Raw genomic sequence first — 21574 nt, forward strand, 5'->3', positions numbered from 1 at the left:
CAGGACTCTAATGCACCGTTTCAGAAAGCATCGACCCGCGCGGCCCGTCGCCAGTCGAACCATTGCGCGCTTCCGCTTGCGCAACGTGCCGCTTGACGGCGATAAAACTGTCCGGGCTCACCGATATGGCGTCGATGCCACACTCGACGAGAAAGCCTGCATACTCGGGATGCGCGCTCGGCGCTTCACCACAGAGGCTGACTTTTGCGCCAGCACGATGTGCCCGTTCGATGACCTCTCGAATCATCCACCGCACGGCTTCGTTACGCTCGTCGAACAGCGATGCCAGTTCCGCGGAGTCGCGGTCGACGCCCAGCGTGAGTTGCGTCAGATCGTTGCTGCCGATCGAGAAGCCGTCGAATCGTTGCGCAAATGCGTCGGCCAGAATCACGTTCGACGGAATTTCGCACATCACATAGACCTGCAATCCGTCTGCTCCGCGCCTGAGCCCATTGGCCGCCATCGCGTCGAGGACACGATCGGCCTCGTCCGGTGTCCGGCAGAACGGCACCATGACAATCACGTTGTCGAGGCCCATTTCCACGCGCAAACGCCGCAGCGCGCGGCATTCGAGTGCAAAGCCGGGACCATAGCGCGGCGAGTAGTAGCGCGATGCGCCGCGAAAGCCGAGCATCGGGTTTTCCTCGACCGGCTCGAACGCCCGGCCTCCTGTCAGATGCGCATACTCGTTTGTCTTGAAGTCGCTTAGCCGAACCACCACGGGCCGCGGATAACACACGGCCGCTATGCGGCCCAGTCCGCAGGCGAGCCGGTCGACGAAGTATTCCGTCTTGTCGCGGTATCCTTCCGTCATCGCGACGATCGTCCGGGCCGCTTCAGCGTCCTTCAACTGGTCAAAGCAGGCAAGCGCCATCGGGTGAATCTTGATGTGATTGCTGATGACGAACTCCATCCTCGCCAGTCCGATGCCGTCCGCCGGCATGCGCCACCAGCGCAGCGCGGCGTCGGGGTTGGCGAGATTCAGCATGACCTGGGTGCGGGTACGCGGGATAGCCGAAAAGTCGATCTCCTCGACCCGGTACTGCGCGATGCCTTCGAATACGTGCCCGACTTCGCCTTGCGCGCAGGACACCGTCACTTCCTGCTCGTCGTGCAACACCCGCGTGGCGTTGCCCGTGCCGACGATGGCCGGCAGGCCGAGTTCGCGGCTCACAATGGCCGCGTGCGACGTGCGGCCGCCGTGGTCCGTCACAATGCCCGCGGCGCGCCGCATCACGGGCACCCAGTCGGGGTCCGTTGCCGCTGTCACCAGAACGGAGCCTTCGATGAAGCGATCCCGCTCGACAGGACTGTCGATGACGCACACGTTCCCGGTAGCGATCGCCTGCCCGACGCTGACTCCTGTAACGAGTTCGCGTCCCGCCGACTCCAGCCGGAAAGTCTTGATGGCGGTTGCCTCGCGCCGTGACTGGACGGTCTCGGGCCGTGCCTGAACAATGAAGATGCTGCCTGTGAGTCCGTCCTTTGCCCATTCGATGTCCATCGGTTGCCCGTAGTGCGATTCGATTTCGCACGCCCATCGTGCAATGGTCAGCACGTCGCAGTCGGACAGTACGAACGCAGCGCGCTCGGCTTTCGAAGTCGGCACGTTCTTCGTCGGATGCGCGCCGCCTTTTGCGTACACCATTTTTTTCAGCTTGCTGCCGCGCTTCTTGCCGACAATCGGCGCAAGCGCCGGGTTGTGCAAAAGCGGTTTGAATACCTCATATTCGTCTGGATCGACGGCGCCTTGCACGACGTTCTCGCCGAGCCCCCATGCGGCGCTGATCAGGACAATCTTGTCGAAGCCTGTTTCAGTATCGATCGAAAATGCCACGCCCGCCCCACCAAGGTCCGAGCGCACCATTTGTTGCACGCCGACCGAGAGCGCAACTTTCATGTGATCGAAGCCTCGTGCCTCCCGATAACTGATCGCGCGATCCGTGAATAGCGATGCATAGCAGCGGCGGCACGCATCCATCAATGCAGCCGCGCCATGAATGGCGAGCAGGGTCTCCTGCTGGCCCGCGAAGCTCGCGTCGGGCAAGTCTTCGGCCGTCGCACTCGAGCGCACGGCGACGTCCGGATTGTCGACACCGACGCGACGGCCAAGGTCTGCATACGCGTCACAGATAGCGCGCGTCGTGCTGGCGGGCCATTCTCCCCGAAGAATGCGGCGTCGGATCGTTTCCCCCGTATCGACGAGTGAGCGCCGGTTAGCACGGAATTCCGCGAGCACCGCCGAGATACTTTCGCGCAGCCCGTTCGCGTCGATGAATTGCCAGTACGCATCGGCTGTCGTCGCAAAGCCAGGCGGAACACTTATGCCCTTGACGGCGAGGCAGCCCACCATCTCCCCCAGCGACGCATTTTTGCCGCCCACGGTCGCCACGTCTGAACGGCGCAAAGCGTCGAACCAGACGACCTCCGCTTCAGTCCTTCTCATGGGCTCCTCCTCGCTTGTGACCTACCCGTGTCTACGTCTGCCTTGTTCAGATACTGAGATACCCCGCGAACATCCATGGAAGCTTCATCTGGCCGGTGCGGAAATACTCATCTGAGTCTGGCATGGCAATCCCGACGAAACCGGGCGTACCGTCGGCAGCAAATTGCGGTGCGAATGAGAACGCATGGTTGATCACGATGACGGCTTCGCCATTCAGATGCGATGGGGCGAATATGGAAACCTCGCGAAAGAAGCTCGCTTGGTCTTTCGCCGCTGCCGAAACCGGCTGTTTGGCCGAACCCATGCTGTCGTATCGTGCCGGAAGCTCGTAAGTCCGATCGCCATGCCGGACTTTGCCCGCAGGCGAAAACACGAGTTCGACACCTGGATACCGGGCGCACAATGCGGCAGACTGAACGATCGGACCGTCGGGACCCATGACAGCAGGCGGATAGGCCCACAAGGACAAGTTCAAGGTGCGAGTGCCTTGAGCAAAGTATTCCGTCAGCCAGTTCATATCCGTCTCCTATCATTGCCCTTCATATCATCGATACCGCGACGATTCCCGCGGATTCCGCCGGCCGCGCGCGCGGTGTTGCATCAACCAATAACAAGACGATCAACGACGGCTTTGACACCCGCCGTTGCGCGGGCAGCGCCCCACACGATCGCGCGTTCCACTGTCGAGCTGAGATGCCCGGAAAGCGTGACGTTGCCTCCATCGACCTGGACGTCGAGATGCTTCAGTTCGCGATCCGTATGACGCTGGATCGCCTTGCGGATGTTGTATTCGATATCTGTCGGCGAAGCCGAACCCGAAATCCGGATGTTGTTCGTAATGCCCTTGACCCCTCGCAGATGCACGATATGTTTCTCTGCAATATGGCTGCGGTAGCCGTCCCTGACGTTACCGGTCAATGTCACCCATCCTTGCTCTACCTTGATCCTGATGGCGTCTTCTTCGAGGCCCGAAATCCAGTCGAGCACGGCTCGCACGCTCAATGCGATGTCTTCATCGGTCTTTTGATCCGTCTCACGCAGCGTCACGGTGATATGCGCAACCATCGCGACCACGCCAGCGATCCGCAGCACCGATCGTTCGGCCGCGACCTTTTGCGCATAGTCCGGAACGTGTCCGCTGAGTGTGACGATGCCATCCGCGACAGCCACGCCAATCCGGTTCGCATCGATAGCCGGATTGTTGGCGAGCTCTTCCTCCGCTTCGCGACGCAGTTGACTGTCCGATTTCATGGCATCCGCCCTCCTGAAGTGCTTTCGTTCGAGAAATGAACGCCCAGCACACGGTCAGACTAATCCGCCCGCATCCCGCGCGATTGATCGAAGTCAACCAGGTCGCCACGGGACGATTGGCCGAACAATAAAACCGTGTTCACGGTCAATTGACAATGATCAATCGGAAGCACTCTTTTCAACGGAGAATCCATACGACGCCCTCTCGTCCGATACGGAGAATCACCATGGCGCAAGCATCCAGCCTAGAGTCAGCCGCCGGCCGCGCGTTCCAGCGCGTGATGCTGGCGGTCGACGACTCCGAAGCGACGACACGCGCGGCCGAATACGCGAAGGCCCAGTTCGCCGGGCGGGCAACGATCCGGGTGGTGACCGTTGCGCAAAACCCGCGAACGCTGATTCCACTCGGCTCAACCGCACGGGACACTCTCGCGTGCGCAAGAGATGAAATCGTGGGAGATGCGCGCGCCGCGCTCGCGAGGATCGAGACCATGTTTGCCGGGACGCAGCTGGAATTCGGCCTCATCGACCTGTCCATCCACCGCGGAAATACGGCGGATGCTTTGCTCACTGCCGCCTCGGAGTGGCATGCGGACCTGATCGTGATGGGCATGCGAAACCATCAAGGTCTGCTGCGCTGGGTGGAAGGCACTGTGTCCGAACCGGTCGCGCGCCGCGCAAGCTGCTCGTTGCTGCTGGTTCCCGAGGACAGCCGCGTGCCAACCGACAATCCCGCCCAACGTATAGTCTTCGCGCTGGACGGCAGCGCCTGTTCAATCGTCGCGTTGCGCACCGGTCTGCAACTCACGACGCCTGACAGCCGATTGCGCGCGGTCTTTGTCGTGGATCGTGCGAGCAACGTGATGGATGGCGATGTCATCCACGTCCTGGAAAGCGCCTATCTCGAAGAGGGTTGCACAGCACTCGATCGTGCAGCGCGACTCTGCGCCGAGCAGGGGCGCTACACGGAGACGGCACTGCTCAAAACGCACAAGAGCCACGACGATATTCCTCACGCAATCGTCCGTGACGTTCAGGACTGGAAAGGCGACCTGCTCGTTCTCGGCACGCATGGCCGGCGCGGCTTCGAGCGCTGGCTTGTCGGCAGCGTCGCGGCCCGCACTGTGCGACTTGCCGATACGCCCGTCTTGCTGGTGCGCGACCGGGGAACAATGGCGGCTCTGGCCTGATAGTGGAGCAGGCACGACGGCGTGCGCGCTACGGCGTCTTTCTCGCCGGCGAACGGTTCGCTTTCGCTTCCTGATTGTCAACCGGCCGTTTCCACGCCAGCGAGCAGGCCTCAGCCGCAATTGCCGTTTGTGCAGCAGCAGTGCCGTCCCAGTCCAGGCTGACGAACAGCACCCGAAGTCGGAGCGTCACGCACTGCGAGCCAACAAATACAGACTGAGAAACGCGCCCTCGGGCTCCGAAACTGCGCAGCTATCTTTCGAACACGTACGTGCCCGGCGCGTCTTCCAGGCTATTGGCGATCTCGCGCCCGACGACCTCACCGCCCGAATGGTCGCGCAGCCATTGATTCCACTTCGGCCACCACGAGCCGTCGACAGGCTCATTGGCTGAGAGGAACTCCTGTCGGCCGCGATACGGCTCGCCCGCCGCTCTCGTTGCGCAACGGTAATAGCGGTCCGGGTGGCCCGGCTGCGAGACGATGCCGGCGTTGTGCCCGCCCGCCGTCAGAAGAAACGTCAGCTCGTTGTGTGTGAGCAGGTGAAGCTTGTAGACGGAGCGCCACGGGGAGACATGATCGCGCTCGGTGCCGACGACGAACATCGGCGCTTCGATGTCGGACAGTGCAACAGGCCGTCCATCGACGCAGTAATGCCCTTCCGCGAGATCGTTGTTGAGAAAGAGCGAGGTCAGGTACTCGCTGTGCATCCGGTACGGCAGGCGCGTCGTATCGGCGTTCCACGCGATCAGGTCGTTTGGTTGCGAACGACGGCCAAGCAGATATTCGCTCATCATCCGCGACCAGATCAGATCCCGCGCCTTGAGCAACTGGAATGCCGCCGACATCTGTGAGCCGTCGAGATAACCCTGACGCCACATCAACGCATCGAGTGCCGCGAGTTCGCTGGCGTCGATGAAAAGGCCGAGTTCGCCAGGTTCGGTGAAGTCCGTCTGCGCGGCGAGCAGCGTCATGGTTTTCACCTCGTCGCCCCTGCCGTCGCGAAAGAGCGCGGCCGCCGCGATGGCGAGCAAGGTCCCGCCGAGGCAATAGCCCACCACGTGCACCGGCTGCGCGTCACGCTCGCGCACTTGCGCAAGGGCCGCGAGGATTCCTTCCTGCAGATACGCTTCCAGTCCGACGTCACGGAACGCCTCACGGGGATTGCGCCACGAAATCGTGTAGACGGTGTAGCCCGCGTCGACGAGATAGCGGATCAACGAATCGTGCGGCTGAAGATCGAGAATGTAGTACTTCATGATCCACGACGGCACGATCAGGATTGGCTCTTTCGCCACTGTTGGTGTCGTGGGTGCGTACTGCAGCAATTCGCACAACTCGTTGCGCCAGATGACCTTGCCCGGAGTGATCGCAACCTGTTTGCCTGGCAGCCATTCCGAAGGGTATGCGTGCTCATCGTCAGAACGGCCATGCACGAGATCGCGCAGGTCAGCAAGCCAGTGCAATGCGCCCGTGACGAAGCTCGTCCCGCCGCTCGACCACGCCGCCCGCTGCACTTCTGGATTGGTGGCGACAAAGTTGCTGGGTGAGCACGCATCCAGCCATTGGCGAACCAGGAAGCGCACCAGTTCTTCGTGATGTCTTTCGACGCCCGGTATCGCGGTTGAAGCCGACTCCCACCAATGCTGGAGTCGGAGAAATCCGTCGCGATACGCATGAAACGGCCAGGTGGTCCAGGCGTCGTCCGTGAAGCGCGGGTCCTCGGGCACATGTCCATGCTTTGGCCGGTCCACACATTCGCGCATTGCACCCTGTGCAATCTGCGTGCTCGCCAATACGGCCTCGGTCGACAACTCCAGCATCCTTCCAGGCGCGACTGCCATGTGCAACGCCCAATCCATGAAGGCGAGCGCCACGGATGCCGGCGACAGGCCGCCCGTCAAGGCAGCGACGCCGGCATGCGCCGCGCGGTCAAGCGCGTCGCGCGAAAGCATGGGGTGGGGACGGCCTTCACCGCGACAACCGCTCTGGGCGTGACCCGGCCCAATGCCACGGGGAGAGTGAGTCCCCGACGTGAGCGTCGCGAGTCGAGCCGCGCGTTCCGGCATGGGTTCGAGCGTGAGAGGAAGCGTTGCCATCGTCGTTCGGTCGATCCGGCTAGTCATCCGTGCCGACGCTGCGCGTGCACGGACTCGAACAATTGAGATGCGTGAAGCTGCTGGAAGCAGATTCCGCTTTACACCTTGATGGTCCGTGCCATCTTCAGTTCTATCCACGTCATGCCTTCACGCAGGGCGTCCAGCACGGCATCGCGTTCCGTGCCAAACTTTTTGCCCTGCAAAAAGGTGCGTTCGAAATCGCCTTCCGGCGACGAATGCCGGACCTGAATGGTCGATCGATATCCGCCGTCTTCGACCGGTTCTGTCTGCACGTTCACGGACCATGCTCCTTCCTGCACGTTTCCCGATAAAGTCATCGCAGGCTCCTTTGCCTTCGCCGTTGAGGGCCACGAAGAGGCGCAGCGGCGGGAGAGGTGGCATGTCATGTCATTCGACAACGAGATCGTCGACCACGGCTCGCACGCCCGGCGCGCTCCAAGCGGCTCCCCTCGCGACGGCGCGCTCAGCGTACGAGCCGACTTTGCCCGTCAGGGTGACAGTCCCATCCTTGACTTCGATCCCGATATGCTTGACTTCACGGTCCGCGTGGCGCTGCATGGCCTGTGCGATCTGCGCGCCGATATCATGCGGTGCGACATGGCCACGCACCTCGACACGATTGCTGACGCCGCGCACGCCACGCATATGGCTTATCGCACGCGCGACGATGTGGGCCTGATACGCCCAGTCCACCGTGCCCGTCAGCGTGACCCAGCCTTTTTCGACCTGAACCTTCACGGAATCGTCCGGCAACCCGACTGTCCAGTGCACGATATCGTGTACGGCGCTGGCGATGTCTTCATCGGTACGTTCGTCCTTCTGCGGCAGCCGTACCTGCATGTCCACGACGACAGCCTTCACGCCCGCCACGCGATGCGCCGCCTTTTCGGCGGCAAGCTTCTCGGCGTAGCTTGGAGGATGGCCGGACAGCGTGACTACACGATCCGTCACCTCCACGCCGATGTCGGTTGCGGTTACGGCGGGGTCCCAATCAAGTTCATCCTCGACTTCCTTCCTCAACTGGCGGTCTGATTTCATCACGCATCTCCTCGATGTGAATCGTGGCCGGCGCCACCACACGGAAGCATCTCTCCGCAGACCGACGATGGGACTGATACAGATCAAGAATGCGAGTCTTCCCGGCGCTTGCCGGATACGGGTCCGAGCCGCGGGCCCGCGCGGCGGAAGGCGACGGCACATGACAGGCTTCCTGATTGCAAGGGTGTACTTGCGTTTGATCGGTCCTGTTACCGCGTTCGGCGATGAGCCCCACAATCTCCATCGCGATGCGATTGACTGAAGTCAACAGCCGTACTTCGGGTCACCTCTATCCTGGAAGCGACACACCTACGCCGATGCGAATGCATCGACCCATCCACGAAGGAGTCGATCATGACCGACAGACAGCTGCTGACTTACGAACCCGCGCACGGTCGTGCGCCGGCTCCCGCGCGGGGCGACACCCCGGCCGTTATTGAATTGCCGAAACCCGACATGTCCTCAGGGGCGCCGCTGATGAGAGCCCTCGCGCTACGCGGCAGCACGCGCGAGTTCTCCGACGCGCCGCTGACATCCGCTACACTCGGCGCGCTGCTGTGGGCCGCCGACGGCATCAATCGGCCGCGCCAAGGTGGTCGTACCGCACCATCGGCGCACGCATTCAACGAAATCGACCTCTACGCCGTGCTGCCGCAAGGTGTGTACCGATACGATGCACCTGAGCATCGGCTCGTGCTGAAACATGCCAGCGATGCGCGCAACCTGACCGGCTATCAGGACTTCGTCGGCACTGCGCCGCTGGACCTGGTCTACGTAGTCAACATGTCGCGTCTGCTGGAGATGCCCCCTCAGCAGCGCGATATCTTCTCGGCTGTCGCGGCAGGCGCAATGGCGCAGAACGTCGCGCTGTACTGCGCGTCCGAAGGGCTTGGCTGCGTCGTGCGCGGGTGGATCAATCATCGTCTGCTGAGCGACGCGTTAAAGCTGAACGAAGACGAACTGCCTGTTCTTGCGCAAACAATCGGCGCGCCGGGCACGACACTGACCTCTCTCGCGGATTGACGTCGTCCTCCATTACCGGCCAGCGCAGCGCGGCGCGGCGTCCGGGCCTGCTGGAATGTTCACGTTGCGCTAACACGGAAACGGGCTTGGGAATGAGGCCCGTTTCTAGTTCTCCGTAGATTCGTCTGGCTTCCGTTGCGGCCGGCATCGCAACCGTCGAGATGCGCGTCGGGACGGCTGCGTCGGACGCCGGCAATCGCGAAGCCGCGCCTGGCATCTCGATGCGTACCCGTGATACGCGTGGGCGCCACCTCCAGATCGGCGACCTGCTCGCCCGCGACGGGATGCTGAAAGTCGCTATAAGCGATTTCTGTCGTCGTGAACTGCAATACGACGACCGTCACGAAAGAACATCGTGAACGCGATACTGCCCAGGTCGAAACCAACGGGGCAATTTGCGCGCATCGCGCAAAGGACGCTGCGTGGGCATCATGGTCTCTCGGAAACAACGAGGATTGGCATGTCCGGTTTCATGATGTTCTGCCGCCATCGCCCCCGACCGGTTGATGCAGATCAATCGGGTTGCCGCTCACGGCGACTTAAATAGGCAGACAGTCCACTACCGTTGCGCATCCAATGCGCTATCGGCCAACGCCCGCGGAGGTTTGCCGTGTCACCCCTGCTCAACGGCGCGAATGCGCTCGCCGAAGCCGTCAAGGTCACGCTCGGACCTTGGGGGCCGCAGCGTGATCCTATCGATCGCCCGGCTGAAAACACGAGTGCAATGCAAAGTGCGATAGGATCGACTGAAACCTGGCTGCGATCGAGCGATGCCGCCCCGCAGGCTATTCAGGCACGAATCGCCCGCCATGAGGATGCGTTCCGAACGGGTGGCAGCGTTTTCTGCGTAATGACGGCAGACGGAGCTGATGATGTGGTACGCCTTCATCGATGCACAGCGGCGCCTCGTTCGCACGATTGCCGATAGAACGCAGCTCTGGAATATCACGGCGCCATCGTCCGGGGAAAGTCCCGCTGATGTCGTCAACGCCTTCCGTCACTGGCTGCTCAGGTCGATGTCTGCATACCGGCAAGCACCGCCGTTCGGAATTCACTCGGTGTCGAGCCGTGGAAACGGGATCGACATCGAAGAAACGGTTGTCGATTCATTGCCGACCGGCGTGCTGCGCAAGTTCACGCGCAACTGTGCTGCGCCCCATTCCGCCACCCAATGGCCCGTCATGCTTTGCGCACCGCTTGCGGGCCATCACGCCGTGATGTTGCGCGAAACTGCCGAAACGTTGCTCGAGGAACGCGACGTGTTCGTGTCAGACTGGGCCGACGCGCGTGATGTGCCGCCAGAATCAGGCCCTCTTTCGCTCGACGACTATGTCCTTGCTCTCGAACGTTTCATAGGCGTGGCCCACGCCCACGGACCGCCGGTACACGTCCTCGCCGTGTGCCAGGCAACCGTACCCGCACTCGCGGCCACAGCGTTGCTCGCGAATGCGCGGACGGTGCCCTACGCCAGCTTGTCGCTGCTCGGCGGGCCCATCGATACCCGGATCAGTCCGACCGTCATCGACCGGTTCGCTACGTCGCATACGCTGACATGGTTTCGCGATCATGTGATCGACATCGTTCCACCGCCGTATCGCGGTGCAGGACGACGCGTCTATCCTGGCTTTATCCAGCAGGGCGCCATCTTCGCGGCGCATCCAGAACGCCACGTCCGTCTCGAATCAGCTTACTGGGCGCACTGGCTGGCAGGCGACACGCGCGCCGCCACCCTGGCGCTGCGAGCATTGAGCGAATATGCCGCTGTACTCGACATGGCGGAACGCTACTTCCTCGACATCCTTCGAATCGTCTTCCAGGAGCATTTGCTGCCGCGCAATGCATGGTGGGTTCGAGGCAGGCACGTTGAACCGGACGCACTGCGCCGCATGCCGTTATGCACCGTGGAAGCCGAACTCGACGACATCACGGGCGCCGGCCAGACGCACTGCGCGCACGCGTTGTGCGGTGCTTCAATGGCACCGCTCGACCGGCAGATAACCGTTCCTGCGTGCAATCACTATGACCTTTTCACGGGGACCCGCTGGCGCGATGCCGTGCATCCGGCTTTGTGCAGTTTCTGGCGTGACGTCGAAGAGGCAGCGTCGAAGGTCCGCACACGACCGGACAAAACCAGCACAAACCGTAGCAGGAGGCAGGCGTGAGAGTACCTGTCAGACACAGCCCTGCCAGATTGCGCGGCCATTCGACGGAGACGGGCACACTGCATGGCGAAAACCGTATTCGCGCCGCGCGACGTCAGGTGCGCGGCGTCGACGCCGCCATGCAACGATCGGGCACCTATCGGCATCCGGCCGCAAGGGTGGTCAGAATAGAAACGCATATCTCCATCGTCTATCTCGCGGGCCGCTTTGCTTACAAGATCATCAAGCCCGTCGCGCCCGGATTCGCGGATTTCACGGCGTCAGAAACGCGCCGACATTGCTGCGAAGCGCAGTTGCGGCTGAACAGACCGCTTGCGCGGGGACTTTATCTGGGCGTGCTCCCGATCACGCGGCGCGGGCGAACGTTTACGCTCGAATCGAGCGGCCACGGAGTCGAGCACGCAGTCAAGATGCGTCGGTTCGACGAATCCGGGCTCTTTTCCAGCCTCGCGCGAAGCGGAGCGCTGGGGCCGCGCGAAGTCGATCGCGCGGCACATCGACTTGCCACCTGGCATCGGCACGCGCCGCGAGTCGCGCCGCTCGCACGATACGGCAGCGCCGCGCTACTCAAGGCGCAGATCGACTCAGTTATTGCAGCCCTTCAGGCCGACTGCGCGGAGCCGGGGCTGCGTGAAACCGCCGCCTGGTGCGAACAGCAACTTGCGCAACGCGCGGGCGCGATAGACGGACGCCGGGCGAATGGTCTCGTGCGCGCCTGCCATGGCGATTTGCACCTCGACAACGTGATGCGTTGGCGCGGCGATGTGTCGATGTTCGATTGCATCGACTTCGACGACGCGCTGCGCTGGATCGACATCGCCAACGACGCTGCATTCCTCGTCATGGATCTGCGGACGCGGGCGGGCGCCCGTCTGTCCAACCGCCTGCTCAACCGGTGGCTTGAGGCGACGGGCGACTACGCCGCGCTGGAACTGATGCCGCTCTATGTTGTGTATCGCGCGTTGGTTCGAGCGCTTGTGGCCTGTTTGTACAGCAAACGCGGCTCGCATCCGAAAGCCGCCGCAGCAGCACATGATGCCGCATGCTACATAGGCATCGCTATGGGCGAGACGCGAAGGCCGCCGCCCGTTCTGCTGCTGTGTCATGGTTTTTCTGGCTCGGGCAAATCCGTCGCCGGTCGCGCGCTGGCCGAATTAAGCGGTGCGGTGTATTTGTCGAGCGACGTTGAACGCAAGCGTCTGGAGTCCACGATCGCGGCAAATGCTCGCCTGGACGCGACGCACTATACGCTTGAGGCCCGGCACGCCGTCTATGACCACCTGCTTCAAATCGCATTCCGTGTTCTACAGGCTGGCTATAGTGTGATCGTCGACGCGACCTTCCTGGAGCATCGCCATCGCAGCGCCTTTTTTTCGCTCGGGGAGCGGCTGGGAGCGCGGGTGCGCCTGCTGGACTTTCATGCCGCGCCCGACGTCCTCGCAGAGCGCATCCGCATACGTCAGCGCACTCAGCACGATGCGTCTGACGCCGATGCATCCACGCTGTCACTGCAACTCGCCACCGCCGACGCGCTGACATCTGCTGAAACGACCCAGACCTTCGCCTTCGATACCACCCGTCCCGTCGAGGACTTCGACGAAGCCACCTTCTGGGAGTCCGTACTTGATCTGATGTCTTCGTCTGCGGTCGAACCCGCGTCCGATATTTGCCGCATCAGGTGCAAAAGCGGAAGTAGCCACTATGCAGCAGAACGGGATTGCCCCCTACCTCGTTCAGCATCCGGCGAGCGGCCACTTCGATGTCGAGACGATGCGCATTGAACGCGTCGAACAGGTCTTCTTCTCTCAGCGACCGCGCGCCGAAATGATCTTCGAGCGCTTCTGCCGTAATCGCGCATTGCACGGATTGCTCGTCGACGCGGGCGGGAAAGGTCAACACCAGATCGCGCGCGCAATAATCCGGGCGGCAGGAGGGAAACGATATCTGCATGGCAATGACTCCACCTGGACCGCAAGACTGAAACGTCAGATTAGCCCCGCGCATGCTGCCGGATTTGATGCACGTCAACGTCCGCGAGACCGGGATCAACCCTGTGCCCGTTGACCTGCATCAACCCGATCCGTCCAACGCGTGCAACGATTGACTTGCGGCCTTCATACATTGCAGGCTCATGTGTTCGGCATGCAGATGGGGTGCATAAATGACAACATTGCGGGTCGATCTGGAGGGTGTGGGCAACCTCTATCGCCTTTGCTTCATACGCGGGCCTTGGGCGTATTTCACCCGCACCGGACTCGACGAACAATGGGGCGATGGCTGGGATAAGAAACCCTATCAGCTTCAGGCGCATCCGCCCTACGGCGACGGCACCGATCAGATTCTGAAGATCGCTTTCGACGGCCCTCTTTTCCCGCCCGAAGCTGGACTCAACGGTCACTCGATAAGCGTGTTCGAACTCAATGCGGGCGCGTCTCCCTGGCTGCGCACTGAAAGCTATTTTCACGGGAAGCAGATCCACATCATGGCGGGCTTCACGCTGCTGAGATTCATCGAACTGATCGAACTGGCGGGCGGGACCGTTTTCGCCCCGATTGGCTGGGGCGAATCGCCCAAAGCGTTCGTTCACGCATCTGAGAAGGCCTCGTGAGCGCCGCGCGACGCCAGGACGTTCGGTGCGGCACTTGCCGACGGCGATCCGAAATCGGAAACCGACCGCCACCCAGCGCCGCATAACGTGCAACTGTGGCCTGCAGGCGCTGGGCGATGGCCTGATAGGCGCGGTCGTTGCCGCGTCATCAGCCGCCGCCGCACGCCGGGTTTCAGCCCTGCTCTCCTTGTTCCGGCTCGGTGCCACGCACGAGCAGCACGGGACATTGCGCAAACCGGACGAAGCGCTCGGCCACGCTGCCCAGCACGATTCTGCGCACCCCTCGTCGGCCGTGCGTACCCAGAATGACGAGATCCGCCTCCAGCCGCTCGGCGCAATGTTGCAGCGTCGTCGCGACGTCCTCGTTCAGACGCTCGGTCTCGACCATCTCCGCATCGCACACGACACCTGCCTGACGGCACGCTGCTTCCGCCTTCTGCAGAGTGGTATGGCCATCCTTGCGCAGCGCATCGACCAGCGCGATGGGATCGTAGTACCCGGCATAGCTGAAGAGCGGCGTCTTGTCGACGACGTACACGGCCTGTATTTTTCCGCCCGTGAGGCGCGCCATCTTCACTGCCTCGTTCAGCACTCGATCCGACGTCTTGCTACCGTCTAGTGCAATCAGAATCTGTTTGTACATGAACGCCTCCTTGAAATTCGCTCGCGCCACGACTCGCTGCGCCCCATCACGCTTTGCATCGCATGCTTCTTATCTTCGGTGCTTGCGCGGATCGGCGCTTGACCTGAATCAAGGGCTCGACGTCGCGCACCTGTGTGTGTTTTGCTGGAAAAATGTCCCGCCGATTGACGTGCCTCAACGGATTGAGATGTGGCCGTCATACAGTCAAACCGGACAGCGGAGATGCCGAATCGCACAGGAGACGTTCATGAATACTTTCTCGCCCTCGGGCTTTGGAGCCGAAACGATGGAGGCGCTCGCAACGGCCAACACCGAAGCGCTTGCGAGCTGGACGGCGCTCTGCAAGGAAACGTGGTTGCGTGCGGCGGCCGTGCGCAATCCGCTCGAGTACGCCGCGATTGGAAGTTTGATGTTGCCCGCCTGCGCGTCGCAGGCGATGCTGTATTGCAAACGCATCTCGGACATCGCTGCGGGCGCGCATGCGGTGCACACCATGCCACTGCCGGCCGCGGAAACCGCGAAGCCCGCAGCCTCCATCGGACTGTCCGTGAACGGATCTCCGAGCCCCGCCGCGACAGATTCTCCCGACCTCGCGCATACGCAAACCCCGCCCGTCAAGAACCCGGCCAAACAATCAATAGCCGCACCGCGGTTTCGCGGCGAGTGAATCGCGACGGCTTTATCTGTGTCCACGCCCGCCGTGGCGAGGACGGCTGCGACCGCCGCCAGCAATCAGACTATCCGGTTCGGCGTGAAGAACTCGTGCAGTGACAACCCGATCCGCTCCCGACGAGACTTACGAACGGGACGCGCAGCACCCATTCGGCTGTCTGCCACGGCGGCGCGCCCCATGCCGCGCTCAGCGGGCCGCGCCGGCAGTGATCAGGACATCGAGCTGATTGTGTGAAGAAGCTGAGACTATTGGCCATCGTGCGACGCCAGGAAACCGGACGGGCGGTGCGTGAGGCGGTGCCGTCATCTTGACGGCAAGGGCACGCGGACAAACTGACGTTGTGTCTACGCCTGTCAGGCTATGTCACGTTTCGATTCGAGGCTTGATCAGATCGGTCCTCGACCGTAACGCGCTGCCAGCCACTCGCATGAATCAGGGCGCGAAAAGACGCGTTCCCATCGCGGGCGTGTGGGGCACGGGCGGAAAGACGTCCCAGGCGCCTTGACCATGCCGGAAAAAAACGATGCTCAACGGACCGTTCGACACCGCGCCCTCAAGCCGGACAAAGCGAGCGCCGCTGGCGCCGAAACGCCCGGTCTGAGTCACCTTGGCCGGAATCGAACGCGTCGGCGCGAGCCATTTGTCGACGAGATCTCTGAGAGAAATGCCATTGCCGTTCATTTCGTGCTCCTCGTTCTGCCTGCGCCCGTGACCGAATGCGAGTCTGTGTGTCGGCGGCGGGTTAAGAACATTATTGAGGGCCCCTGCTTCGATTGAAATCGGCGAGCCTTTAAACGCGGGTAGTCGATGAAGCCATCAAGTAGGAATATTCCTAACTGAGATTGCCGGATATCCGTCCCCGATGGCGGGCCGCCTACGCGCAAGCCGTCAACGGTTCACCGTCATCCATGTGCGAAATTGAGCCTCGACCGACGCGATCGATCGCGCGCAAGAGCGGTACAACAGCCCCGGGCGCGACCGTCGCTGTCACAGATGCCCCGGCACATCGGCCTAAGACGAATGACCATATTGCCGGCATCGTCACCGATTTTCGAGGCTGAGAGATAGACGAAGCCAAACGCATGCGGAAACGCCGTCTGAATCGCCGAGTCGTCTGCCTGAACGATCTACGTTACGCCGTGTGTCTGAATAAACGTCCGGGTTCGCGCCCACGCGTCGTCACAAGGGGCCGTCGCGACATCCCGCGAAGCGGCGTTTCGCAGCGCGTCGAACACGCGGCGAGAAGTGTCGAACCCGTCAAAGCGGCGCACAGCAGGGCTTTTTTGCGCATCGTTACGCCCGCTTCCCGATGCCGCTTCCCGAAGCAGGCGCCACCGCGACCGCGAGTTCGACGATTTCAGTCGTGATCTCATCCTGGCGGACGATGCGAGCCTCGCGCGTCAGCGCTTTCAAGGTCTCGCCGACGTGATCGCTTGCCGCGAGCATTGCCGTCATGCGAGCTGCGTTTTCCGCAGCAAAAGACAACATGAGGCCCTCGCATAGCTCGACATAGACGTAACGCTCGGCAAGCCCCGTCAACATCTTGTCGACAGGTAACGTGAGCAACGGCGGCCGCACGCGTGTCGCAGTCCTGAAGCGGTCGAAATCGAACGGAACAAGCCGCCTCGTCACGATCGCCACCTGCGCCCCTTGTGCTGGCACCGCGTGTATCAGCCATATCGCCGACGCGGAATGCGCTGCGAACCGCGCAAACACAGCATCGCTGATGCGCCCGGCCACGCGCATCACGTCTTCGGCATGGCTGGCCATCGGCACCGACCAGTCATACGCGAGCCGTCGTTCATCCGCCAAGGCAGCACCGCGCGTGCCGACCACGAACAGCGCGGCCGCACCGGGCGACGGCCAGTTTTCGACACGCTCGAGCAGCCGCTCGTTGAATCCACCGACGAAACCCTGCTCCGTGCAAAACACGATCAGGACGGGAGCCAGGTCGTGCTCGCGCGCGAAACCGCCCGTGTCCCGGTGTGTTGCCGTCAGCACCATGCCGATCGCTTCGCCGACCGTTGCCGCAACAGAACGGATTCCCGCCAGCCGGGCCTGTGCTTCACGCTCCCGCGCCGCAGCGATTCCACGCATCGCACGAATCACGGCATCCAGTTGATGCGCGGTTGCCATCCGGCCTTCGATTTCACTGAGCCGGCTGGTCATCCGTGTGCTCCCGCGTCGTCGGAATGTCGGCCGGTCCCAGGCCCCCACGCCCGACAACGCCGAACAAGGCATCGATCAGCCGCTTGCGCGTGGATTCGCCGAGCGGCTTTGCGAGTATGTCGTCCGTCAGCCCATGCGCGATGCCTGATGTAGCCAGGCGCTGCCGCGCCTGTGCGATCGCTTCGACGGGCACACCATCGAACAGACCGTCAGCCAGCGCGGAAAGCAACGCGACCTGATCGATGCCCCGTAGCGCGCTAAAGCGCGGCTGAGCGAACAGCGCGCGGATGCGTTTGCCGCGCTCGATCTGCGCGACCACACGGGCATCGGCGAGACCACCGAAGCGGCTGAAGACTTCCAGTTCGAGAAACTGCGCGTAGTCGAGCCGCAAACGGCCCGCCACTTCGCGCAACGCCGGATATTGCGCCCTCCCGCCCACACGGCTCACGCTCAGGCCGACGTCGACGGCGGGTCGCTGGTTGGCCGCGAAGAGGCCCGCGTCGAGCACGATCTGCCCATCTGTGATCGAAATCAGATTGGTCGGGATGTAGGCGGACAGATTGCCCGCATCGGTTTCGGCAATCGGCAAGGCTGTCAGCGAGCCGCCGCCCAGGTCCGCAGACAGCCGGGCCGCGCGTTCGAGCAGGCGCGCGTGCAGGTAAAAGATGTCGCCCGGGTAGGCCTCGCGCCCCGGCGGCTCGCGTGTCAGCAATGCAAGCTCGCGATGCGTGGCCGCGTGTTTGGTGAGGTCGTCGACGACGACCAACGCGTGCCGCCCCCGGTCCCGAAAAAACTCGGCAATCGAAAATCCTGCAAACGGCGCGATCCATTGCAGGCCGGGTGGCGACGCTGACGATGCCACTACGAAGACGCATCGCTCGGGCGCGCCGTATCGCCGTATCGCGTCGATCGCGCGCTGCACGGCCGTCGACCGTTGACCGATAGCTACATAGACACAGATAACGTCGGTATGTCGTTGATTGACGATCGTCTCGATCGCGAGCGCAGTCTTTCCTGTGGCCCGGTCGCCAATGATCAGTTCCCGCTGCCCTCGTCCAATCGCAAACAAAGCATCGACGATCAGGACACCCGTTTCGAGCGGCTCACTGACGAAGTCCCGCTCGACGATGGCGGGCGCCGGCCGCTCGACAGGAAGGCTGCTGTCAGTCCTGATCGTGTCACCGCCGTCGAGCGGCCGCCCGAGCGGATCGACCGCACGTCCCAGAAGTGCCTCTCCAACGGGCACAGAGAGAACGGCATGGCGTGACGTCACGCGCATACCCGCTTGCACAGACTCGCCACTGTCGAGCATCACGACGCTCGCGACGTCGACATCGAGCGAATGCACGTAGCCCGTGACGCCGCCTTCGATATCGACCAGTTCGTCTAGCGCCACATCCGGCAGTCCCGACACGAACGCGATGCCGTCCGCGACGCGCTCAACGCGGCCCATCAAGGTCGCACGCGTCTCGAGTTCGATCGCCGCGAGCGCGCTGCGCTTGCAGGCCAGCCATCCGTCGCTCGTATCGTCAAACATGTCCGTCGTCGTTCAGTAACCCGTTGTGAACCTGCTCCAGCTGGTCGCGCCAGCTGTTGCTCACGATGCCGTGCCGGCCGACCAGTTCGAGCCCCGCGACCAGCGTGCCGTCAATCTGCGCGTGCCACACGACAGGGTGGCCTAGCGCAGCCGCAAGCGCGGCCTCGCACGCGCGCTGCTCGTCGGCTGTCAGCGCGCGCGGTGCCGTCAACTGTAGCGACGCGTCGCCGATCAGTTGCTGTCGCGCTGCCGGGGAAAGCCTGTTCACGCCGTCCACAAGTCCGTCGATGAACGGCTCAACCCGTGTCGATTCAGGCATGCGCGCCAACAGCTTGCGCGCGATGTCGACCGCAAGGATGACGGCCCGTGCAGATGCCTCGTCGGCCAACGCCGCCCGGTCTCGCTGCATTTGCGCAATCGCCTCCGCGCGCACCCTGTCGGCGTCTTCATGCGCCGCCGCGAGCAATGCGTCGCGCTGCTGGCTCGCGTCGTGCTCGATCTGCGCAATGGCATCGGCTCTTCGCGCGGCAAGCTGCGCGCGCTCGGCAGTCATCGCGTCGAGTTCCTTGCGCGCCGCGATCTTCGCGGCTTCAGCATCGCTGATGAGCGCGCGCGCGGCGGCCTGACGCTCGGCGATGATCTTCGCGACGGGACGGAACAGGTAGCGCTGCAATAGCCACAGCAACACCAGCAGATTGACCGTTTGCAACCCCAGCGTCGACCAGTCGATCTTCATCGCCGGGTCACTTGACGAAAGGATTGGCGAACAGCAGCAGCAACGCGACCACGAGGCAGTAGATGGCCATTGTCTCGATCATCGCAAGCCCGACGAACAGCGTCCGGGACAACGTACCCGACGCGTCGGGTTGTCGCGCGATCGCATCCATCGCAGCCGCCACGGCGCGGCCTTCCGCTAGCGCCGGACCGATTGCGCCGAACGACACCGCAAGCGCCGCCGCGGCTATGCTGATGATTTCAATGAGGTTCATGCGTGTTCCTTCTGGTTGTTGTCTGCCGGATGCGGCGTCTCGCCAACCGCGGCGCCGATGAACACCATTGCGAGCACAGCGAAGATGTAAGCCTGCACGGCTCCCGTCAGGAGATCGAGGGCCATCAGCGGAATGGGCACGAGCAGGCCCGCGAGCGACAGCACGATGCCGATGACGAACACGCCGCTCATTACGTTGCCGAACAGGCGCACGACGAGCGAAAAGGTGCGCGTGAGCTGTTCGACGATATTCAGCGGGATCATGACCCACGTCGGCTCGGCGAATGTCGCGAGGTATCCGCGCAGGCCGCGCGAGCGCACGCCGTACGCAACCGTCGCGAGCAACACGAGCAAGGCGAGCGCGGCATCGGTTTCCAGATGCGCCGTGGGCGGCTCGACGCCGGGCAGGAGCGACGACCAGTTGGCGGCCAGCACGAACAGGAAGAGCGTGCCGATCAGCGCGCGATAGGAGGCCGGCGCGGTTTGCATCGTGTCGCGAATCTGGGCGTCGATGGTTTCGACGAGCAGCTCGAGAACCGTCTGCACTCTGGAAGGCGCAACCGGGAGCTTGCGCGTGAGCAACGCAGCGCCGATCGCGAGGCACGCGATGATCGCCCACGCGACAATCACGGGCGTGCTGATCGTAACGGGCCCCATATGCAGCAGAGGTTCCGTGGTCAGCGGGGAACGCATCATGATTCGACTCGACCGAGATGGAGCGCAATGCTCCGCGCCCACATGAAACCGGCTGCTCCTGCGAGCAAGGCGAGCATGGCCGCCTTCGCCAGTACGACGAACACCGCCGCGGACAGCGCGATACGCAACAGTTGCAGCAACAATGCGCCAGCCGGGCGCCCTGCGATGAACAGGGCGGCATTCCAGCGCAGCGATACGAAATGCACCGCGCCGATGAGCAAGCCGACCGCGCCACCCGCAACGATCAATGCCAGTGCACTGTGCAAATGAGCGAAAACCGGACTAGTCACGATCTCTCCTTTGCTGCCGATGCATCCACTTCCATGCGGCCCAGAGGCCTATCGCCGCGCCGATCATCAGAAACGGAGCCGAAAAGAACACTCGCGTTCCCATCAGCCGGTCCAGCCAGCGACCCAGCGCGAGACAGACGAGCGTCGGCAAAACGATCGTCCAGCCTAGAACGCCGATCTGTCCGAGCCGCGCGGCAAGGGACGGCTCGCGGTCTTCGCGTCCCAGTGCGTCGCGGCTTGCAGCGTTCTGCGCCGCTTTCGCGACGCGATCGTCGGTAGCGGAACGGTCATTGCGGTGCCTCGTCATTCGGGTACTCCGCGCTCCGCTTGCGGGCACAGATAACGCAGCATCTGGCGAACAGCGTGTGCATGCAATCGAGTCTGTTCGACACGGGCGCGCCGCGTCGCATCCAGTTGTGCCGCCCGCACCTCGTGAACCTCCGCCTCCAGGCGCTGCAACGACGCGCCCGGCACCGCTTCCCGGCATGCGATCGACACGGCCACACCGTTCGACACGATCAGCACGCCGCCGTCCACGGCGCAAAAATGTGCGACGCCGTCCGGCGTCGTCCATCTCACGACGGAAGCGCTGAGCAGCGTCACCATGTCCTCGTGTCCGGCGTGAATGCCGAATCCGCCGCTTTCGTCTTCGGCGCGCAACGAGACGATTCGCAAGCCGTCGACCACCACCTGTGCCGGCGTCGCGATGGTCAGTTTGAGCGATATGTCCGGCATGAGCGCATC

General features: G+C 62.8%; 23 protein-coding genes. 6 read left to right on the forward strand and 17 right to left on the reverse strand.

Annotation, left to right across the window (positions count from 1 at the left end; translation table 11 throughout):
- Positions 1 to 7: 7 nt before the first annotated feature.
- The 3 genes from ppsA to H3V53_RS12960 form a co-directional block, all read right to left on the reverse strand.
- Complete coding sequence (gene ppsA, locus H3V53_RS12950; RefSeq protein WP_336598246.1) at positions 8 to 2446, reverse strand: phosphoenolpyruvate synthase; 2439 nt, start codon at positions 2444 to 2446, stop codon at positions 8 to 10.
- 46 nt (positions 2447 to 2492) lie between these two features.
- Positions 2493 to 2963: a hypothetical protein gene (locus H3V53_RS12955; protein ID WP_336598247.1), complete on the reverse strand. Its 471-nt coding sequence runs from the start codon at positions 2961 to 2963 to the stop codon at positions 2493 to 2495.
- 83 nt (positions 2964 to 3046) lie between these two features.
- Complete coding sequence (locus H3V53_RS12960) at positions 3047 to 3697, reverse strand: BON domain-containing protein (protein WP_336598248.1); 651 nt, start codon at positions 3695 to 3697, stop codon at positions 3047 to 3049.
- Between the two features lie 227 nt (positions 3698 to 3924).
- Here H3V53_RS12960 and H3V53_RS12965 point away from each other — a divergent pair, with 227 nt between their 5' ends.
- Complete coding sequence (locus tag H3V53_RS12965; protein WP_336598249.1) at positions 3925 to 4887, forward strand: universal stress protein; 963 nt, start codon at positions 3925 to 3927, stop codon at positions 4885 to 4887.
- Between the two features lie 250 nt (positions 4888 to 5137).
- On the opposite strand, the gene H3V53_RS12970 is transcribed toward H3V53_RS12965, so the two are convergent.
- From H3V53_RS12970 to H3V53_RS12980, 3 genes are all read right to left on the reverse strand, one after another.
- Entirely contained in the window at positions 5138 to 6982 is a 1845-nt protein-coding gene (locus H3V53_RS12970; protein WP_336598250.1) for a PHA/PHB synthase family protein, read from the reverse strand.
- Between the two features lie 98 nt (positions 6983 to 7080).
- Positions 7081 to 7320, reverse strand: coding sequence for a hypothetical protein (locus H3V53_RS12975; RefSeq protein WP_336598251.1), 240 nt, complete (start codon positions 7318 to 7320; stop codon positions 7081 to 7083).
- A gap of 70 nt (positions 7321 to 7390) precedes the next feature.
- Complete coding sequence (locus tag H3V53_RS12980) at positions 7391 to 8041, reverse strand: BON domain-containing protein (protein WP_054924452.1); 651 nt, start codon at positions 8039 to 8041, stop codon at positions 7391 to 7393.
- Between the two features lie 354 nt (positions 8042 to 8395).
- Between H3V53_RS12980 and H3V53_RS12985 the strand changes: the two genes are divergently transcribed.
- The 3 genes from H3V53_RS12985 (at position 8396) to H3V53_RS12995 (ending at position 13007) form a co-directional block, all read left to right on the forward strand.
- Positions 8396 to 9064, forward strand: coding sequence for a SagB/ThcOx family dehydrogenase (locus tag H3V53_RS12985; protein ID WP_336598252.1), 669 nt, complete (start codon positions 8396 to 8398; stop codon positions 9062 to 9064).
- An 872-nt stretch (positions 9065 to 9936) separates the two neighbouring features.
- A complete protein-coding gene (phaZ, locus tag H3V53_RS12990; RefSeq protein WP_336598253.1) occupies positions 9937 to 11226 on the forward strand; it encodes a polyhydroxyalkanoate depolymerase in 1290 nt (429 codons plus the stop codon).
- 98 nt (positions 11227 to 11324) lie between these two features.
- Positions 11325 to 13007, forward strand: coding sequence for a bifunctional aminoglycoside phosphotransferase/ATP-binding protein (locus tag H3V53_RS12995; RefSeq protein ID WP_336598254.1), 1683 nt, complete (start codon positions 11325 to 11327; stop codon positions 13005 to 13007).
- Here the strand turns inward: H3V53_RS12995 and H3V53_RS13000 are convergent.
- Positions 12901 to 13176, reverse strand: a complete 276-nt coding sequence (locus H3V53_RS13000; protein ID WP_336598255.1) for a DUF1488 family protein — start codon at positions 13174 to 13176, stop codon at positions 12901 to 12903. The genes H3V53_RS12995 and H3V53_RS13000 overlap by 107 nt on opposite strands.
- Positions 13177 to 13387: 211 nt before the next feature.
- On the opposite strand from H3V53_RS13000, the gene H3V53_RS13005 reads away from it, so the two are divergent.
- Positions 13388 to 13834, forward strand: a complete 447-nt coding sequence (locus H3V53_RS13005) for a hypothetical protein (protein WP_336598256.1) — start codon at positions 13388 to 13390, stop codon at positions 13832 to 13834.
- A gap of 172 nt (positions 13835 to 14006) precedes the next feature.
- On the opposite strand, the gene H3V53_RS13010 is transcribed toward H3V53_RS13005, so the two are convergent.
- On the reverse strand, positions 14007 to 14477 hold the full coding sequence (locus H3V53_RS13010) for a universal stress protein (RefSeq protein ID WP_336598257.1): 471 nt from the start codon (positions 14475 to 14477) through the stop codon (positions 14007 to 14009).
- Between the two features lie 247 nt (positions 14478 to 14724).
- Between H3V53_RS13010 and H3V53_RS13015 the strand changes: the two genes are divergently transcribed.
- A complete protein-coding gene (locus H3V53_RS13015; protein WP_336598258.1) occupies positions 14725 to 15144 on the forward strand; it encodes a hypothetical protein in 420 nt (139 codons plus the stop codon).
- A 438-nt stretch (positions 15145 to 15582) separates the two neighbouring features.
- Here the strand turns inward: H3V53_RS13015 and H3V53_RS13020 are convergent, their stop codons facing one another.
- From H3V53_RS13020 to H3V53_RS13060, 9 genes are all read right to left on the reverse strand, one after another.
- Complete coding sequence (locus H3V53_RS13020) at positions 15583 to 15831, reverse strand: hypothetical protein (RefSeq protein ID WP_336598259.1); 249 nt, start codon at positions 15829 to 15831, stop codon at positions 15583 to 15585.
- A gap of 612 nt (positions 15832 to 16443) precedes the next feature.
- A complete protein-coding gene (locus H3V53_RS13025; protein WP_336598260.1) occupies positions 16444 to 17319 on the reverse strand; it encodes a F0F1 ATP synthase subunit gamma in 876 nt (291 codons plus the stop codon).
- Positions 17300 to 18856, reverse strand: coding sequence for a F0F1 ATP synthase subunit alpha (locus tag H3V53_RS13030; protein WP_336598261.1), 1557 nt, complete (start codon positions 18854 to 18856; stop codon positions 17300 to 17302). The genes H3V53_RS13025 and H3V53_RS13030 overlap by 20 nt, the downstream gene beginning before the upstream one ends.
- Entirely contained in the window at positions 18849 to 19592 is a 744-nt protein-coding gene (locus tag H3V53_RS13035; protein WP_336598262.1) for a F0F1 ATP synthase subunit B family protein, read from the reverse strand. Before H3V53_RS13035 ends, H3V53_RS13030 begins: the two co-directional genes overlap by 8 nt.
- Positions 19593 to 19599: 7 nt before the next feature.
- Complete coding sequence (locus H3V53_RS13040) at positions 19600 to 19845, reverse strand: F0F1 ATP synthase subunit C (RefSeq protein ID WP_336598263.1); 246 nt, start codon at positions 19843 to 19845, stop codon at positions 19600 to 19602.
- Complete coding sequence (locus H3V53_RS13045) at positions 19842 to 20540, reverse strand: F0F1 ATP synthase subunit A (protein WP_336598264.1); 699 nt, start codon at positions 20538 to 20540, stop codon at positions 19842 to 19844. Before H3V53_RS13045 ends, H3V53_RS13040 begins: the two co-directional genes overlap by 4 nt.
- Positions 20537 to 20830, reverse strand: coding sequence for an ATP synthase subunit I (locus H3V53_RS13050; RefSeq protein WP_336598265.1), 294 nt, complete (start codon positions 20828 to 20830; stop codon positions 20537 to 20539). Before H3V53_RS13050 ends, H3V53_RS13045 begins: the two co-directional genes overlap by 4 nt.
- Positions 20823 to 21137 carry an AtpZ/AtpI family protein gene (locus H3V53_RS13055; protein WP_336598266.1) on the reverse strand — a complete coding sequence of 105 codons (315 nt, stop codon included), beginning with the start codon at positions 21135 to 21137 and terminating at the stop codon, positions 20823 to 20825. Before H3V53_RS13055 ends, H3V53_RS13050 begins: the two co-directional genes overlap by 8 nt.
- Positions 21134 to 21565 carry a F0F1 ATP synthase subunit epsilon gene (locus tag H3V53_RS13060; protein WP_054924469.1) on the reverse strand — a complete coding sequence of 144 codons (432 nt, stop codon included), beginning with the start codon at positions 21563 to 21565 and terminating at the stop codon, positions 21134 to 21136. Before H3V53_RS13060 ends, H3V53_RS13055 begins: the two co-directional genes overlap by 4 nt.
- Positions 21566 to 21574: the final 9 nt, after the last annotated feature.

The organism is Paraburkholderia bengalensis (genome assembly GCF_037126505.1).
Taxonomy (GTDB): Bacteria; Pseudomonadota; Gammaproteobacteria; order Burkholderiales; family Burkholderiaceae; genus Paraburkholderia; species Paraburkholderia bengalensis.

Coding starts and splice junctions, on each gene's coding strand:
- ppsA (WP_336598246.1), bottom strand. CDS start 2,446: ATGAGAAGGACTGAAGCGGAGGTCGTCTGGTTCGACGCTTTGCGCCGT.
- H3V53_RS12955 (WP_336598247.1), bottom strand. CDS start 2,963: ATGAACTGGCTGACGGAATACTTTGCTCAAGGCACTCGCACCTTGAAC.
- H3V53_RS12960 (WP_336598248.1), bottom strand. CDS start 3,697: ATGAAATCGGACAGTCAACTGCGTCGCGAAGCGGAGGAAGAGCTCGCC.
- H3V53_RS12965 (WP_336598249.1), top strand. CDS start 3,925: ATGGCGCAAGCATCCAGCCTAGAGTCAGCCGCCGGCCGCGCGTTCCAG.
- H3V53_RS12970 (WP_336598250.1), bottom strand. CDS start 6,982: ATGGCAACGCTTCCTCTCACGCTCGAACCCATGCCGGAACGCGCGGCT.
- H3V53_RS12975 (WP_336598251.1), bottom strand. CDS start 7,320: ATGACTTTATCGGGAAACGTGCAGGAAGGAGCATGGTCCGTGAACGTG.
- H3V53_RS12980 (WP_054924452.1), bottom strand. CDS start 8,041: ATGAAATCAGACCGCCAGTTGAGGAAGGAAGTCGAGGATGAACTTGAT.
- H3V53_RS12985 (WP_336598252.1), top strand. CDS start 8,396: ATGACCGACAGACAGCTGCTGACTTACGAACCCGCGCACGGTCGTGCG.
- phaZ (WP_336598253.1), top strand. CDS start 9,937: ATGTGGTACGCCTTCATCGATGCACAGCGGCGCCTCGTTCGCACGATT.
- H3V53_RS13000 (WP_336598255.1), bottom strand. CDS start 13,176: ATGCAGATATCGTTTCCCTCCTGCCGCCCGGATTATTGCGCGCGCGAT.
- H3V53_RS13005 (WP_336598256.1), top strand. CDS start 13,388: ATGACAACATTGCGGGTCGATCTGGAGGGTGTGGGCAACCTCTATCGC.
- H3V53_RS13010 (WP_336598257.1), bottom strand. CDS start 14,477: ATGTACAAACAGATTCTGATTGCACTAGACGGTAGCAAGACGTCGGAT.
- H3V53_RS13015 (WP_336598258.1), top strand. CDS start 14,725: ATGAATACTTTCTCGCCCTCGGGCTTTGGAGCCGAAACGATGGAGGCG.
- H3V53_RS13020 (WP_336598259.1), bottom strand. CDS start 15,831: ATGAACGGCAATGGCATTTCTCTCAGAGATCTCGTCGACAAATGGCTC.
- H3V53_RS13025 (WP_336598260.1), bottom strand. CDS start 17,319: ATGACCAGCCGGCTCAGTGAAATCGAAGGCCGGATGGCAACCGCGCAT.
- H3V53_RS13030 (WP_336598261.1), bottom strand. CDS start 18,856: ATGTTTGACGATACGAGCGACGGATGGCTGGCCTGCAAGCGCAGCGCG.
- H3V53_RS13035 (WP_336598262.1), bottom strand. CDS start 19,592: ATGAAGATCGACTGGTCGACGCTGGGGTTGCAAACGGTCAATCTGCTG.
- H3V53_RS13040 (WP_336598263.1), bottom strand. CDS start 19,845: ATGAACCTCATTGAAATCATCAGCATAGCCGCGGCGGCGCTTGCGGTG.
- H3V53_RS13045 (WP_336598264.1), bottom strand. CDS start 20,540: ATGATGCGTTCCCCGCTGACCACGGAACCTCTGCTGCATATGGGGCCC.
- H3V53_RS13055 (WP_336598266.1), bottom strand. CDS start 21,137: ATGACGAGGCACCGCAATGACCGTTCCGCTACCGACGATCGCGTCGCG.
- H3V53_RS13060 (WP_054924469.1), bottom strand. CDS start 21,565: ATGCCGGACATATCGCTCAAACTGACCATCGCGACGCCGGCACAGGTG.